A 16,131-nucleotide genomic window follows, 5' to 3' on the forward strand; every position below is an offset into this window, starting at 1 on the left:
GATCCGGAAAAATGCATGCACGGTTTGGGAGTAATTTTAAGGACAACTCAACCTGGAAACCAAATGAACGCTAAATTTACTCTCTCAGCCTGTGCCATTGCACTCGCTACCGTTATGCAGCCACACGCTATGGCACAAACTCAAGACGCCTCAGCGGAAAAGGACGTTGAAAACGTCATTGTCACCGGCACACGCCAATCCAACCGTACCGTGTTTGATTCAATGGCCCCCATCGACCTTATTTCCGGCGACGCCATTAACAGCACAACATCGGAAGATCTGTCAGACAGCGTGGCGCAACTTGTGCCGTCTTTTAAAGTACAGCGTTTGCCCATGGCCGACGGCCAGGTATTTGTTCGCCCGGCGAGCTTACGGGGCCTCTCTTCAGACCACACGCTGGTTCTGGTAAATGGCAAACGGTTACACCGCTCTGCGTTGCTCGGTTCCAATGGCGCTCAGTCTGCAGATCTTGCCACCATCCCGACTTATGCAATTAAGCGTATTGAAGTCCTGCGCGATGGTGCATCTGCACAATACGGTTCAGATGCCATTGCCGGGGTGATCAATATCATTCTGGACGACAAAGAAGGCTATAAAGCTTACAGCCAGTTCTCTCAGTACTATGAAGGCGACGGTGCCGCATGGCGTGCAGGCGGCAAGGCAGGCTGGTCGCTTAATGACAAAGGCTACCTGTCTTTCACTGCTGAATATTACGATTCCGACAGAACCAGCCGCTCACGCCAGCGCGCAGATGCCATTGCCTACCAGGAAGCAAACCCTGAAGTTACATTGAGAAATCCGGTACAGGATTGGGGACAGCCAGACAGAGAAGCAATGCGCTTTGCGTTTAACAGCCAGTACGATATTTCAGAGAACGCTGCTGTGTATCTGTTCGGCACATACAATGAAGGCGAAGGGCTATCTGACTTTAACTGGCGAAACCCGACTTCCGCGGTATATAACCAAAGCACTGTTTATCCTGACTTTGATCTGAACGATATTTATCCCGGAGGCTTTGCCCCGCACTTTGGTCAGGAAGACTCAGATTACGCTGTGTATGGTGGTCTAAAAGGTGACCATGGCAACCTGAGCTGGGATGTATCTGCCAGCGTGGGCGGCAATGCTATCGATTACTTTATGTCGAACACCATCAACGCGTCTCTGGGCTCAGACAGCCCTACTGACTTTTACGCGGGTTCGTTAGAACAGGATGAAGTCACAATCAATGCCGACGGTGTTTACATTATCGAATCAGACAGTGTTTATGGCGATATCAACGTAGCATTTGGCACCGAATACAGGGAAGAAACCTATACTGTATCTCCCGGTGACGAAGCATCGTATGCAGTGGGTCCGGCTGCCAGTGAAGGTCTGGCATCCGGTTCAAACGGGTTCTTCGGATTCAGTCCTTCTCAGTCCGGTGAATTCAGCCAGGACAGTTACGCTGTATATCTGGATGTTGAAAGCGAGATCACTGACGCACTCACGTTAGGTGTGGCTGGCCGTTACGAAGACTATTCAGTATTTGGTGACAGCACCAACGGTAAAATATCTGCACGTTATGCTTTGTCAGAAAATCTGGCGCTGCGTTCCACATATTCAACCGGCTTTCGTGCCCCTACACCCGGTCAGCTGTTCAGTGAGCGCGTGTCCCAGGGCTTAGATACGAACACGCTGGAAGTGTTTACCCGCGGCCGCTACAGCCCTGAAGGTGCCATCGCGGATATTATCAATTTACGTGATGATGTAGATATTGCTTCTCTTGAGCCTGAAAAATCCGACAACATCAGCCTTGGTATTACCTATCAGGGTAATAACGGTCTGTCTGCGTCACTGGATTTTTATCGCGTGGAAATTGAAGACCGCTTCGGTACGTCATCCACCTTTACGCTGACAGATGAAGAGCGTCAGTCTCTGATTGATTTAGATGTCACCGGCGCAGAAAGTATTACCGGCGTGAACTTCTACCAGAATGATTTTGATACCCGCACCACGGGTCTGGACGCGATTGTCAGTCAGTTGTGGAAACTGGATAGCGGCTCACTGAATGTTGTGCTTGCCTATAACTACAACAAAACAGAAGTAGTGGGTGGAAATGTTGCGCAAAACGAAACCCTGCGCACACTCTTTGAAGATCGTCTTCCCACCAACAGTGCCAATATCAGCGCAACTTACAGCACCGACGACTGGAGCTACAATGGCCGTGTCCGTTACTACGGCACCTGGACAGACAGTTCCGGCAACAGCGATGGTGACATTTTTCAGGAGTTCGGTGCTGAGGCGTTTGTTGATGTCGGCGTTACATGGCAGGTATCCGACACAATTAAGCTGAGCGCCAATATAGAAAACCTGTTCGACGCTTATCCTGATGAAGCCACTTATCAGGCAAGCCGGGGCCTGATTTACTCCAGAAACGCCCCTTATGACACTGACGGGGGGAGCTACTCGCTGCGCATTGACGCAAGCTTCTAACAGCGGCTCGTCATTATTTTGAGACATTGTGCATGTAGTTTGGTTTTCACATGCCAATGTCTTTCTCTCTTTTTGTTTTTCGCAGGTATGCTATGCCACATATAACAAGACGCCATTTTGTGACCGGCGCGCTGGCTTCCACCGCCATGATATCCGCCTCAGAGGCTTTCGCTGACGACAAGGGCCTTCCTTTCCCGGAGCACTTTACAAGACAACCCGGCCACAGCGATATCGCTTCAGATGAAGCGTTCTGGAGTCAGGTTGCCAGCTACTACGATGTTAAGCCGGGTATCATCAATGTGGAGAACGGTAACTGGGGAATCATGTCCCGCCCCGTGATGCAGGCTTACTTTGCGCACACACAACGGGTTAACCGTGACAACTCCTACTTCTCACGCAAAGAATACTGGCCGGTGATGAAACCCGTCTGGCACGATGTTGCGAAACGGCTGAACGTTCTGCCGGAAGAAGTTTGTCTGACAAGAGGCGCAACCGAAGCACTGCAGAATCTGATTGGCAACTATCAGCTTTTAAAAGCCGGTGACGGCGTAATGTTCGCTGATCTCGATTATGATGCCATGCAGGCTGCGATGCGGCATAAAGCCGGCACAACAGGCGCTGACATTGTTGAATTATCGATCCCGGAACCTGCTGATAAAGCATCGCTGATTCAGTTTTACCGGACTGCACTGGAAAAGCATCCGCACTGCAAGTTATTACTGCTGACCCATATCAGTCACCGTACCGGGCTGGTTATTCCGGTTGCAGAAATCACAGATATCGCAAAATCCAGAGGCGTCGATGTCATTGTTGATGCGGCCCACTCCTGGGGACAACTCAACTTTACTGCTGATGAGCTGAAAGCAGATTTCATTGGCTTCAATATGCATAAATGGATGGGTGCGCCTATCGGCGCCGGTGCCATGTTTATTCGTCATGCCCGCCTGCAGGATATTGGCTTAAACATGTCATCAGAGCCTGAACAACAAGATTCAATCTGGGGACGTGTGCACAGTGGCACCAGCAATTTTGCAGCGTTTTTAACCCTGCCTGATGCTTTTCGTTTCCACGATCTCATTGGCGCGGACGCAAAGACTGCAAGGCTCAAATATTTACGCAAGATCTGGGTTGATGCCGTATCAGATATAGAAGAAATCAATGTCCTCACGCCCAATGAAGATGAAAGTCATGCGGGGATAACGTCCTTTCGCCTGGCAGGCAAAGTAAGCACGCAGGAAAACAAAGCCATAGCAGACTATTTATTCAAAAAGCATGGCATTTTTACTGTTCACAGAGAAGGGATCGCCGCAGGCAGTTGCGTACGCATTACACCCGGTTATTACAACAGCTTGCAGGACATGCAAACCGTGTCTGCTGCGCTAAAGGATACCGTCGTTGCTTTCCGTGGTTAACATTAAGCCAGAGCAAGGCACACAGAGCGTTGGGCCGTGCCTTGCTTCATGGTATCGAAAATATGCCGTTACGCTCAGGCGGGTTGCCATTTTAAAGGGCGCAAACATTGATGATGCAGAAGAAATCGTGCAGGAGCTTTTTATTAAATTGCAGCGCTATGATTACTTGTCGGCGTTAGAAAACGAAGAAGCCTTTCTGCGCACCATGCTATCTAATTTAATTACCGATCGTTTCAGAAAAGCACAGCGAACGCCGCAACTTGTTGATATCGAAAGCATTGAGCCGGTACAAACTTCAGAGGCCCACGAACCGGAGTCGAAATATCAGGAAGACAATGAAGTAAAATTGCTTATGCAAGATCTTCAATCCCTGACTTCCGTTGCCCGCAACGTGTTTCTTTCACACAGAATTGACCACCTTTCCTACGATCTAATTGCTAAAAACAACAACATCACCGTGGCAGCGGTACGAAAACATTTACGCGATGCCCTGATAATTTTAACAACAAAGCGAGTTGAGCGTGACAGCGAAGCATAACCCACCAATATCTGAAGAGCACATTGCGCAAGCTACCGATTGGGTACTCATTATGTCTGAGAACCCTGATATCGCACAGAACGCAGAATTTGCCCGCTGGTTGAGCCGGCACGAGAGCAATCTTACTGCATTTAATGAGGTCGCTGTCATATACGGCCTTGCCGCTAAACTACCTGAAACGATCCGGAACAAGCGCGGGCGCGCTGTCTCCGGTTCTTTATCCGCAGTTTATTTTGCGCTGGCGGCATCTATCGCACTGTGTTGCGTATTGTTGTTCACTCAGTCCCCTCCAGACAAGCAACCTGAACGACATGAGTTTGCTACCGTGACAGGTGAAATATCTCCGTTTACACTGCCGGACGACTCGACACTGGTGCTTGATACCAATTCGCGGGTTGATACGGTGATAACCGCGAAAACACGCGATGTGCATCTTAAAAAGGGCCGTATATTTGTCGATGTTGCTCACGATAAGACAAGACAGTTCTCTGTAGCCATTGATGACACCTTTGCCTTTACGGCACTCGGCACCGCCTATTCAGTTGAAAAAGAAGGAAGGGACTGGACGCTGGAAGTTTATGAAGGCACCGTTGGTATCGCCAGTACTTTAATTACCCATGCGCCGGTAAAAGCAGGCTGGGGACTGCGTTACGAAGAACGCCGCATTCACCGCTATCAGCTTCCTGAACCACTGGTTGAAGCAAAACCGGACTGGCAGCAACACCGGATCGTCTTCAACGACACATCACTACGGAACGCCATCGCCGAATTCAACCGCTACCTGACCAGACCAATAACCATTAACGATCCAGAACTGGCTTCGCTATCGCTGTCCGGCACGTTCGATTTAAGTGATAGTAAGGCATTTTTAGCCAGCGTTGCTCAATTAACCGGCGCAAATATCCGTGATAGTGATGAAGGCTTTGAGATTGGTGAAGTCAGTAAAAATCCGGATAATTAAACTTCGCCATGGCCAGTGTGATGGCGAGTTCGTAAACACTCTGGCGTGTGGCGAGGTGGTTGGTCAGCAGGCCGATTGCCCCGCCTTTCTGTTTAATGTTGTCCGTATCGAACAGCTTATCCATCAACGGGCCCAATTCTTCACCGGCCTCTAGTGCGGTGAAGACTGATGGAGGCAAAGGCAGGTTTGCACTGCGTCCCACAGACCAGATGCCCTGATGATAAATGGCAACAAACGCAAACGTGGCCGGACCGTCATCAAACATATCGACACCGCCTTCAATGGCGATGAACCAGTCCTGTGATTTAGAGCGCTCGTCCGCTTCAGCAAGACAGGCTTTGACCCTGTTTACAGCTCCGTCGCGGGTTTGCGCGGTATTCATGGGCTGGTCCGGCACACCACTTGGCACATTCACGCCAATGGCTTCAAGGGCAGGCAATTGCAGGGATAAACTTAACGCATTACGGGCTGCATTCAGCTTTACCGGATTTTTCGAACCCACAATGCAAACCGTCATGTTATTTCTCCACCGGAAACTGGCGAATTTCGTCCAGCAAGGTGCGGTAATCGGTTACGGAAGGGAATGCATCAATGTCCCGGATTGGTTGCTGACTGTCCGGGTTACTTACGGCCAGAAGGTGGCCGATCCCGAACTTTTTCGCCGCCTGTAAAATAGTGATGCTGTCATCGACAAATAATGTGCGGGCGGGATCAAATTGCAGTTTCGCCTGAAGCTGCTTCCATAAGTTCTGAGACTCTTTCGTCACACCAAACTCATGGGTACTGATCAACGTATCAATGTGAGCATCCAGCCGCGTATGTTCCACCTTTAGTGAAAGGCTGTCCGGATGAGCATTGGTTACCAGCACCACATTCCGGCCGGTTTCATGAAGAGCATCAAGGAAAGGCAGCGTATCATCGCGCATGGAAATTAAGTGCTCAACTTCCCGCTTAGCCGCCATAATGTCCATATTTAACTGCTCAGCCCAGTAATCCAGACAATACCATTGGATCTGCCCCATCACCCGCTGGTAATGCGCCATCATTGTGGCTTTGCACTCTTCAACGGGCTTTCCGCTCCGTTCAGCGATTTTCTTTGGTAAATGTTCGATCCAAAAGTGATTATCGAAGTGTAAATCCAGTAAGGTTCCGTCCATGTCGAGCAGAACTGTGTCGATTTCACTCCAGGGTAGAAATGGCAAGCGATTTTCCTTCAAATACATTAAGCTTAAGCATTGGTTGTCATCATAACGAAAGTTGTAACGGATAAACATGAGTAAAATCGATCCCGCCAAAACATTGCCGCAAATCAAACACCGGGAAATTGTTGCCCGCAGTCGTTTATTTAAAGTCGAAAGGCTGGATCTTACTTTCTCAAACGGTGCCGAACGTCAGTTCGAGCGCATGGCTGGTAGCGGCCGTGGCGCTGTAATGATTGTGCCGATGTTAGATGACAATACTATGGTGCTTATCCGCGAATATGCGGCGGGCACGCATACCTACGAGCTTGGTTTTCCGAAGGGTTTGATTGATCCGGGTGAAACGCCCGTTGAGGCAGCAAACCGTGAGCTCCAGGAAGAAGCAGGTTACGCCGCCCGCGACCTGAACGTAATTCATACCGTCAGCATGGCCCCCACATTTTTCAATGCAGAAATGACCATTGTTCTCGCCAGGGATTTATATCCGCAAACACTTGAAGGTGATGAACCGGAGCCGCTGGAGGTGGTCAACTGGCCTCTCAGCCAGGCAGATGAACTTCTCGGCCGGGAAGATTTCAAAGAAGCCCGCTGCGTCGCCGCCTTGTTCTTGGCTCAGAAGTGGTTAAAGGAGCAATAACATTATGCCAGACGACACCCGCGCCTCCTTACTGGAGATAGCCAAACGTATTGCTGTTGAAGCCGGCGAAGCGGTACTTAAAGTTTACGACAAAGGCGATTTCGACGCCTACACCAAAGATGATGAGTCACCGGTAACCAGTGCCGACTACCTCGCCAACGACATCATCAACAAGCGCCTGATTGAAGCTACCCCTGACATTCCGATCCTGTCTGAAGAAAACAAACACGCCAGCCTCGCTGAGCGCGAAACATGGGAGCGTTATTGGCTTATCGATCCCATTGACGGCACGCAGGAGTTTATCGCCCGAAGCGGTGACTTCGCCGTGAATATTGCCCTTATCGAGAACAATGAACCTACTATAGGTGTCATATTCTGGCCTCCCGGACAGTCGCTTTATTACGCCAGTAAAGATGCCGGCGCATTCAAGGAAAGTCCGGATGAGCACAAACAGATCCACGTCAGGAAGCTGGATGATCCCCATGAGAGTGTGGTGATGATTGCCATCAGCCGCCGTCAGTCACGGGACAAAGTATTTTCCCGCATGTGTGCAAAACGGGTTTATCAAACGTTACCTCTGGGTAGCTGCTCGTTGAAATCATGCTTTATTGCCGAAGGTAAAGCTGATGTATTCATGCGTATAGGCATTACCGGCGAATGGGATACAGGTGCATCGCAATGCATCGTGTCGGAAGCCGGTGGTAGCATCCTGGCAGCGAATTTTGAGCCACTGACTTATAACCAGCGTCATACGCTGGAAAACCCGGACTTTGTGGTGCTTGGTGATCAACGGGTCCCCTGGCAGGACATTGTCCAATATGAAAAAGGAGCGAAGGAATGATGAAACGAACGTTACTGGCATTATCGGCGTGTATTGCTATACCGGCCTCAGCGGCATGGACTTTAGACAGCGATACGTCCAGCCTGCATTTTTTGTCTACCAAGAATGCCCAGATAACGGAAGTTCACAGCTTCGATGAATTATCCGGCACGCTCAGCGATGGTGGTAAGTTATCTGTTACCGTTCCGCTAACCAGTGTGAACACCAGCATTGAATTGCGTGATACCCGCATGCAGGAAATGCTGTTTGATACCCCGAACTTTGCTAATGCCACCTTCACTGCAGATGTTCCTGCTGAACTGATGAAGCTGAAAAAAGGTAGCAGCAAGACTGGCTCTGTAACCGGTGAACTGGATTTACACGGCGTAAAAGCGCCCGCTACCTTTCAGGTGATTGTCAGCAAGCTGGCGAATGACAAGTTAACGGTATCCACAACAGCCCCGACTGTGATTAACGCTTCTTCTTTTAAACTGGAAGGCGGCATTCAGGCACTTCAGGATGTCGCCAAGTTAAGCAGCATCACACTGGCTGTCCCGGTGACATTCTCGGTCACGTTTGAAGAGTAACATTCTCTTTTTGCCATTTATAACGGACAAAGCCGGCAACACGCTTTGTCCGTTACCATTATTTACGCATCCGGCTTACTGAGCCCTGTCAGAACGAACTTCTGAACCCGCTGTCCGGTAGACACTTCAGACGTGTACAGATTGCCGTCCTTATCCGTCTCAATGCTGTGTAACCAGGTAAACTCACCGGCATAACGACCGTTTCTGCCAATACTTCCCAATACCTCGTAAGTGTCGTGCCAGAGGATCCAGATACGCCCGTTCATCATATCTGCCACGTAGAGATACTTATTGTCGGGAGAGAAAGCGACATCTGTGGCGGTGCCCAGACCGCCCGTTTCAGCGGCAATTTCCAGATTTTTTTCGAACAGAACCTGTCCTTCTTCATTTTTTCTGAAGATCTGAAGGCGGTTGTTTCGCCGGTCGCACACATAAATTCTGCCATCCTGAGATTTATCAACACAGTGGACAATATCACCAAAATGCTTAGCCCCCGTGGACAAATCTCCGTTTCCGGATGCTGCCTGAGAAGTATCAAAACTTCCTTCACGGGTACCGCCGCCGGGCGCGTTACCCCATGCCCCCCAGGCCTGTACAAAGTCCAGATCCTGTTTACCTAGCCTGACTACACGCTTGTTAATATAACCATCAGCAATCATCACATCCGTGTCATCAACCACAATGTCTGCCGGGTTGCCAAGATAGTGTTCAGACGTATTACCATCCGTTTTTCCTGCTTCCCCGAACGCCTTTACAAATTCACCGTCGCGGGTATAGCTGAAAATTTGATGATCGCTTTTCCCATTGCCGCCTATCCACACTTTGCCCTCAGCATCGACATATAAACCATGCACATTCTCAGGCCATGGACGGTCGCCTTCCGGCCCTCCCCATGAATTAAGTAACTTACCTTCAACAGAAAACTGCATGACGAAAGGTGCCGGCTCACAACAACTGGCAGAACCATTTGTCAGACCCAGTGACAGATTTGGAATAGATGCCGGGCGGTGCAATACCCAAACGGTATTATCATGTTTATCCACAGCCAGCCCCGGCACCTGGCCCGTTAACCAGGTTTCCGGTAATGCAGGCCATGCGGGATCCACTGCAAATTGAGGAATGGCATAACCGGGAGAAACATTATTTGAGTGACTGACAACGGGAATTGTCGTCGTACTTTCGCTTTGTAACGGCTGAGCCTGAACACTCAGCCACGCGCCACTGATGGCCCATAGCATAGCTGCAGGACGCAGCTTTGCAGGTGATGAAATTGAAACAGCTCTCATAAGCACACTCCCCCGAGGTTGACGAATTTTTAGCCTAAGGGTTCAGTCTGCTATTGTGTACAAGAATTCGACGAGTAGCCGGTTTCTTCTGCTATTTTATGAGTTTACTGTATTTGATGACGGAAGGGTTACCAGGCAGTAACCCCCGTCAGAAAGGATATCAGGCTGCGTGTTTCGCCTTCGGCCGGCTTTGAGCAAATTCCGCAATCTGGCCGTCTGTTAAGCGTTTTGGTAAAGGAGGGGCTTTGAGATCCTGCACGAACATGGTCTGATGGGTTTCGTCGGGTAAAACCGGTTGCAATGCAGGAAAACCTGCAATTTCTTCTGCTGAAATAGTCGCCATGTGCTCACGCACTTCCACCAGTACCGGAGCTTCGTTTATCTCTTCCTGAATCACAAAGATCCCCAACCTCCGGCAGGTTTTGCCAAACGACAAGCTGCTGGTTAAACGGATAATGGGCGCTGCGAACACCATACCGGTTAATACCGGCAGCAACCACAGGAACAGCGAAGGCGTGAAGTAGAAAGTCACACCGGCCCAGATTAACCCCAAAGTGGTCATTGTTGCGGCTTTAGAAATAGCGACTTTCCATGGCACCATACGTCCTTCACGGGTTTGCGCTTCCCACTTTACCTGGTGACCAATGAATACACTGATCACGAAGTAACTGTGGAAGAACATCATCATAGGTGCGATAAGTACGGCCATAAACAGCTCGATAAGCGCACCGGACATGAGCCTGAAAGCACCACCAAAATCTTTTCTGCGCTGTATAAGCGCCAGAATAACGCCCAGCATTTTCGGCATGAACAGCAAGGCAATGGTGCCGTAAAGCGTGGCTATCATTAACCCCTCGTGGACAATTTGCCATTCGGGGAATAACTGGTGGGCAGATGTAAAATAAACCGGGTCGATAAGCGCTTTAACCAGCGCATCGGCAGTCCCCGCCATGAGCATCATAAACAACAGCAGCGACGACATGTAAGCAAAGGCACCGAAAGCAAAGTGCAACCGGTTTGTAGCTTTAAGCCCCTTTGTGCTTAACAATCCTAAGTGCTGAATATTCCCCTGCACCCAGCGACGGTCGCGGATAGCGTAATCTACCATGTTACCCGGAACTTCTTCGTATGAGCCGTCAGTGTCGGTGATGAGATAACACTCCCAGCCGGCCCGGCGCAATAGTGCCGCTTCCACAAAATCGTGACTCAGTACATCGCCGCCAAACGGTGCCCGGCCTTTTAGGGTGGGTAAGCCACAGTGCTGCATAAAAGGTTGCACACGGATGATGGCATTATGACCCCAATAATTTGCGCTGTCTGTCTGCCAGAACGACAAGCCGGTGGCCAGCATCGGGCTGTAAAGGTGCGCCGCAAACTGCACAAAACGCCCGAAAAAAGTGTCCTGACGGACAGGCATGGGAATAGTCTGAATCATTGCCGCTTCAGGATTAGCTTCAATGCGGCGGGTCATATCCAGCACGCGATGTGCAGACATGACACTGTCCGCATCCAGCACCAACATTGATTCGTACTGATTGCCCCAGCGCTCGCAAAAATCGGTGATGTTACCTACCTTGCGGCCCCAGTTATCCTCGCGGCGTCGATAAAAAATCTGCTGGCTTTGTTCGCCAAGACGGGAAATAAGACGCTGCCAGGCTTTAAGCTCTGCTTCGGCTTTCGCCTTATCCTGGGTATCGCTCAACATATAAAAATCGTATTTGTCAGCGTACGGGGTATCAAGAATGGCTTTAACGCAGGCTTCGAACCCGACGATAATGCGGTCAGTATCCTCGTTGTACACCGGCATGACGATAGCGTGGCGTTGGGTGACGGGCGCCTGCTCATCAGAGGCCTTCAATTCCCGGCGAAGTGATAACGGGTCGATATGAAAAAGCTTCAGCAGAAAGCCGATAACAGAGGTCCAGAATGACCAGGTCAGCCAGATGAACAGCACCATGCTCAGTGCCAGCTGTATCATTTCCAGCGGCGTAAACCGGTTGGGCCTGAAAATTTCAAACAGGCTGTAACCGGCAAGGGCCGTAGACACTATGGTCAACAGCCCCATCAGCACCAGCCGCCACCGGCGGCCGTTTACTTTTAAAATTTTATCTTTCGTGGCTATGTTGTCCGGTGCCACGGTGCTTTCCCCGGGATCATTGTGGCTCATACACATAGCTCCAAATTTCGCTCATTTGCGTTTCGTTCTGATTTAAAAACATGCGCATATCGACAACCGCTTCGCCGTCAGGAATGACCAGAAATGTCACGCGAACGCTTTTATCACCATCTACCTTATACACTCTGGCCTGCTCGACCTTGCCGTTAGTGGCGTCTAAAATCAGATCTACCTCATCAGGATTCAGCTTCATGCCTTCCGGTAAAGTGAAATCAACAACAAACCGGCGCACATTTCGCTCTTCCGTTGTTTCAAAGCCGGGCAGTTGACTGATCCCCTGACGGGTTCTTTCCACTGTCGCCAGACCATAAGGCATAGGCTGCTTTTCAACAGTCTTCAATTCATATTCAAAGTAGCGGTTTTCACCGGCATTGAACGGCTTCTCAGGCACCCAGTAAGCCACGATATTGTCGTTCACTTCTGAGTCAGTAGGAATTTCCACGATTTCCAGCTTACCTTTGCCGAACCCTTTTTTCGGGGTTACCCACAAGCTCGGGCGCAGATGATAGTTCGCCTCGGCATCGAGATAATTAGCAAAGTCTGTATCCCGCTGCAGCACACCAAAGCCTTTGGGAGCCACATCGCTTAGCGAAGTGATTTGTAATTTGGTCGGGTTAGTCAGAGGACGCCAGATAATTTCCCCGCTATTGTTGAGCATCATCACCCCGTCACTGTCATGCACTTCAGGGCGATAGTCATCGCGGCGGATTTGCGAGTTTTCGCCGTAAAGGAACATGCTGGTGAATGGTGCGACGCCAAGCTTACCCACATTCTCCCGGGCAAATATCCAGCTTTTTACCTGCATGGTGGTATCTTTACCCGGCATGATTTCAAAACTGTAAGCACCCGCAACAGACGGGCTTTCTAAACGGGCATAAATTTTAATGGGCTGGCCTTCACGGGGCTCAACCACCCAGAACTTGGTAAAGTGGGGAAATTCCTCACCATCCGGCATCGCCGTATCGATGGCAAGGCCGCGGGCTGAAATGCCATAAACCTGATTTTTGCCTACTAAACGAAAATACGAAGCGCCGAGAAAAACGGCGAATTCGTCTTTGTATTCTTTGTTTTTAATAGGGTAATGCAAACGAAATCCGGCATAGCCGGATTTTGCATCGGTCAGACCGGCCAGCGGCTCTGCATTCTTTTCATAGATGAAATTATTGCTGTCAAAGGGTACGGTATGTTCACTGTTGTCCGGAGCAATGGTGACCACTGTGACAGGTTGCTGATAGAGAAAGCCCGGGTGAAAAAATTGCATTTCATAATCATGCTCACCGTGCCACAAGGATTTCTCAGGGTTAAAGCGAATTTGACGATAGGTTTCGTAACCGATGTTTTTCAATTCGTCTGCCAGATTGTGATCATTAACCACATAATCACGTGTAGCATTTTTTTGCGCCGATTCAATAACGCGATTCAAGATAGGTTTGCCTTCCGGCAGGTTTCCGGTAGCCGTTTCATCCGCCAGACTCAATGTGCTGAAGCCCACGCAAATGCAATATACAAAGGCGCGCATTACCGCCGGGCTGATTGAGAAAAAAGCGCAAAAGGATGCGACGAATGAAGTAAAAGATGGTGTCGTAATTTCCGTGTTATTCGCTAACTGTAATTGCGGCAGCATGGTTGACTGACTCCGGTTCAAATTTTCCTAACGGGAATATTCCGTTTCTTATTGACCGGATGAGTGCAAAAGGTGATCCAAGTCGTTTGGATCACATATTTACGATATTTTTCATGACCTTACCGAATCCGTCCGTAAAAGTATGTAGAGAGTGCACAGCAAGTATTACAGACCACCGGGTAAAACAGGGGAATCTGTCTGCTCAGACAGACACTAAGGTAGTATGAACATTGAACACCATGCTTCAGACTTAGACGATCCCTCCTAACCTCACGTTAAAACACCAGCCTCCCGGCAATTAATATTGACATATAAAACATAGCCTTACGGAATTATACAAGTAGAAAATAGCGCCAACAATGACCGGATTGGCAAAAAGATTGCTGAACAAGCCACTGACAGTGGATTTTCTTTTTGCATATTTAAGGAGTTTTCTATGCGCTTCACTAAAACTTTTACTGCTTTTGTTGCTGCAACCACACTATCTTCTGCGGCAATGGCTGCATCACCGAACTGGCGCTTCGCTGAGGGCGGGTATACAAATGCCGAAATTGGCCGGGCAGATTTTGACGGACTTGACCTGGGTGCCACATATTTACTGGAAAACAATATTTATGTTACCGGCGATTACAGCATGCTGGATGAAAGTGGTACCGATCTGGACTTACTGACATTGGGTGCTGGTTACCGGCTGCCTCTGAACAGTTTCACCGATGCCTATTTCGGTCTGAACTATGAACGTGCAGAGGTGGAAAACAACGAAGACAGCGGTTATTCCCTGAATGCCGGCGTGAGATCCTTGGTAACTGAACAGGTAGAGCTGCAGGGTGAACTGGGTTACTACGATATCGATGACGGTGATGTCACGGTAAAAGTCGGTGCCAATTACTACTTCTCACCCCGCTGGGCTGTGGGTGCAAGCTATGAAAAAATTGATGATTTGGACATTACGCAACTGAACGCCCGTTATACGTTCTGAGTATGAACGCAGTTTGACCGGAAGGACGTGTATTCACGTCCTTTTTTATTATGTGCTGTAGGAAATGTCCAGATCGTTCAGGTACGCGAATGACTGGATTTGGCAGCATCAGCGCAACTCACCGGCGAGATTTACAACCCTGTTTGCGAGTCTGAAAGATGCGTGAGGACGGACAGCTTCAGGCGTCTTCTTCACTTTCCCGGTAATCACCTTTTTCGCGGATATTTACCGAGTCGTGGAGCTCTGAATAAACCAGCACAACGTCACCCTGCTTCAGTGCTGCCAGTACCTGTTCCACTTTGTCTTCAAAGCTCGCTTCAACTTCGCCGTAATCAGTACCTTCACGAAGTACAAAGGATTCGACAATGTTACGCAGCGTGTCTTTCTCTAATGCGTCAATGGGGATAATCATGCTTGCCTCACTTTGCTGGCCGGACTGGCAGAAACTCAGAAAAATAGTCTACGGCACGCTGCTGCAGCCAGACCACCGGTCGCAGAAAGCCGCCTTGCATAAAGCCTACATGACCACCAAACTCACTGAGTTCAAGGGTAACATTGCGGGACAGTGCAGTTGCATCCGGCACAATCGACGGACTCATAAAAGGATCGTCCAGACTGTGGACAATTAACGTGGGACAATGAATGGCACTCAGGAAAGGATACGCACTGCATTTCTCGTAGTAATCCTGCGCATCCTTAAAGCCGTGTAAGGGTGCCGTCACTTTTTCATCGAACTCCCGGAACGACGACAGCTTGCCTGCCTGCTCAACCGTCAGCGATAACAAATCTTTGTAGTCCAGCTTACGCATTTTACTTGTCAGCGTGGCCTTCATACTCTTTAACAGGTAGTTCTGATAAACCTTCGAAAAACCCTCGCCAATGCTGTCACTGCACGCATCCAGCTTTACCGGCGCCGACACAGCCATGGCGGCCTGCAGCCATTTCTGACCGGGGTTTTCACCCAGCAATTTAAGTAACATGTTGCCGCCCAGCGAAAAGCCGATGGCGACTTTCGGCACGTCCGGGAAACGTTTGTCCAGCCAGTCTAAAAAGAACGCCGGGTCTTCTGTTTCGCCGGAGTGATAAGCGCGGGGCTGGCGGTTAATTTCACCACTACAACTTCTGAAGTGCATCATAACCACCTGCCAGCCCTGCTCGCTGAGCGCGGCCATCATGTCGTTGGCATAGTGAGAACGGATACTGCCTTCAAGTCCATGAAACATCACAACCATGCCCTGCATATCTTGTGGTTCTGGTCCCCAGGCGAGATCAAGAAAGTCGTCGTCGGGCGTGTTTATACGCTGCCAGGTGTAAGAAACCGGTCTGCGTTTCTGAAAAAATCGCGGCCAGATAGTTTGAATATGACGGTTACGGGCCCACCATGACGGTTCGAAATGACTGCGGCGAACAACGCCATGACCATGTTCAGGTGTATGCATG

Annotated in this window: 15 protein-coding genes; 8 read left to right on the top strand and 7 right to left on the bottom strand. The window is 49.6% G+C overall.

Translation table 11 applies throughout. From position 1 onward, the window contains the following. Positions 1–63: 63 nt before the first annotated feature. The 4 genes from ACXAGR_RS05570 to ACXAGR_RS05585 all read left to right on the top strand — a co-directional run bounded on the left by ACXAGR_RS05570 (position 64) and on the right by ACXAGR_RS05585 (position 5,383). Positions 64–2,472, top strand: coding sequence for a TonB-dependent receptor plug domain-containing protein (locus ACXAGR_RS05570; protein ID WP_474848596.1), 2,409 nt, complete (start codon positions 64–66; stop codon positions 2,470–2,472). A 92-nt stretch (positions 2,473–2,564) separates the two neighbouring features. Then, positions 2,565–3,884 (top strand): aminotransferase class V-fold PLP-dependent enzyme, encoded by a 1,320-nt coding sequence (locus ACXAGR_RS05575; RefSeq protein ID WP_474848598.1) that lies wholly within the window; start codon positions 2,565–2,567, stop codon positions 3,882–3,884. Next, positions 3,877–4,422: an RNA polymerase sigma factor gene (locus ACXAGR_RS05580; RefSeq protein WP_474848600.1), complete on the top strand. Its 546-nt coding sequence runs from the start codon at positions 3,877–3,879 to the stop codon at positions 4,420–4,422. Before ACXAGR_RS05575 ends, ACXAGR_RS05580 begins: the two co-directional genes overlap by 8 nt. Then, positions 4,406–5,383 carry a FecR family protein gene (locus ACXAGR_RS05585; RefSeq protein WP_474848602.1) on the top strand — a complete coding sequence of 326 codons (978 nt, stop codon included), beginning with the start codon at positions 4,406–4,408 and terminating at the stop codon, positions 5,381–5,383. The genes ACXAGR_RS05580 and ACXAGR_RS05585 overlap by 17 nt, the downstream gene beginning before the upstream one ends. On the opposite strand, the gene yjjX is transcribed toward ACXAGR_RS05585, so the two are convergent. After that, positions 5,361–5,900, bottom strand: a complete 540-nt coding sequence (gene yjjX, locus ACXAGR_RS05590; RefSeq protein ID WP_474848604.1) for an inosine/xanthosine triphosphatase — start codon at positions 5,898–5,900, stop codon at positions 5,361–5,363. The genes ACXAGR_RS05585 and yjjX overlap by 23 nt on opposite strands. A gap of 1 nt (position 5,901) precedes the next feature. Further along, positions 5,902–6,585: a GMP/IMP nucleotidase gene (gene yrfG / locus ACXAGR_RS05595; protein ID WP_474848606.1), complete on the bottom strand. Its 684-nt coding sequence runs from the start codon at positions 6,583–6,585 to the stop codon at positions 5,902–5,904. Between the two features lie 70 nt (positions 6,586–6,655). On the opposite strand from yrfG, the gene nudE reads away from it, so the two are divergent. Genes nudE through ACXAGR_RS05610 form a run of 3 tightly spaced genes read left to right on the top strand, consistent with a single transcriptional unit; the run spans position 6,656 to position 8,626 of the window. After that, positions 6,656–7,219 carry an ADP compounds hydrolase NudE gene (nudE, locus tag ACXAGR_RS05600; RefSeq protein WP_119503108.1) on the top strand — a complete coding sequence of 188 codons (564 nt, stop codon included), beginning with the start codon at positions 6,656–6,658 and terminating at the stop codon, positions 7,217–7,219. Positions 7,220–7,223: 4 nt separating this feature from the next. Next, the gene (gene cysQ / locus ACXAGR_RS05605) at positions 7,224–8,060 is read left to right on the top strand and encodes a 3'(2'),5'-bisphosphate nucleotidase CysQ (protein WP_303572421.1); all 837 of its coding nucleotides are present in this window, start codon (positions 7,224–7,226) and stop codon (positions 8,058–8,060) included. Next, positions 8,057–8,626: a YceI family protein gene (locus ACXAGR_RS05610; RefSeq protein ID WP_474848608.1), complete on the top strand. Its 570-nt coding sequence runs from the start codon at positions 8,057–8,059 to the stop codon at positions 8,624–8,626. The genes cysQ and ACXAGR_RS05610 overlap by 4 nt, the downstream gene beginning before the upstream one ends. Positions 8,627–8,688: 62 nt before the next feature. On the opposite strand, the gene ACXAGR_RS05615 is transcribed toward ACXAGR_RS05610, so the two are convergent. The 3 genes from ACXAGR_RS05615 to ACXAGR_RS05625 all read right to left on the bottom strand — a co-directional run bounded on the left by ACXAGR_RS05615 (position 8,689) and on the right by ACXAGR_RS05625 (position 13,712). Next, entirely contained in the window at positions 8,689–9,912 is a 1,224-nt protein-coding gene (locus ACXAGR_RS05615) for an NHL repeat-containing protein (protein WP_474848610.1), read from the bottom strand. A gap of 160 nt (positions 9,913–10,072) precedes the next feature. Further along, positions 10,073–12,079, bottom strand: a complete 2,007-nt coding sequence (gene mdoH, locus ACXAGR_RS05620; protein WP_474842137.1) for a glucans biosynthesis glucosyltransferase MdoH — start codon at positions 12,077–12,079, stop codon at positions 10,073–10,075. Continuing rightward, positions 12,066–13,712 carry an OpgD/OpgG family glucan biosynthesis protein gene (locus tag ACXAGR_RS05625; protein ID WP_474848612.1) on the bottom strand — a complete coding sequence of 549 codons (1,647 nt, stop codon included), beginning with the start codon at positions 13,710–13,712 and terminating at the stop codon, positions 12,066–12,068. The genes mdoH and ACXAGR_RS05625 overlap by 14 nt, the downstream gene beginning before the upstream one ends. A gap of 436 nt (positions 13,713–14,148) precedes the next feature. Between ACXAGR_RS05625 and ACXAGR_RS05630 the strand changes: the two genes are divergently transcribed. Next, a complete protein-coding gene (locus ACXAGR_RS05630) occupies positions 14,149–14,691 on the top strand; it encodes a porin (protein WP_474848614.1) in 543 nt (180 codons plus the stop codon). Between the two features lie 178 nt (positions 14,692–14,869). Here the strand turns inward: ACXAGR_RS05630 and ACXAGR_RS05635 are convergent, their stop codons facing one another. Together ACXAGR_RS05635 and ACXAGR_RS05640 are read right to left on the bottom strand one after the other, a co-directional pair. Then, on the bottom strand, positions 14,870–15,103 hold the full coding sequence (locus tag ACXAGR_RS05635) for a YheU family protein (protein ID WP_303572428.1): 234 nt from the start codon (positions 15,101–15,103) through the stop codon (positions 14,870–14,872). A 7-nt stretch (positions 15,104–15,110) separates the two neighbouring features. Then, entirely contained in the window at positions 15,111–16,130 is a 1,020-nt protein-coding gene (locus ACXAGR_RS05640) for a hydrolase (RefSeq protein WP_474848616.1), read from the bottom strand. Position 16,131: the final 1 nt, after the last annotated feature.

Source organism: Alteromonas sp. ABH4_457, assembly GCF_056160625.1.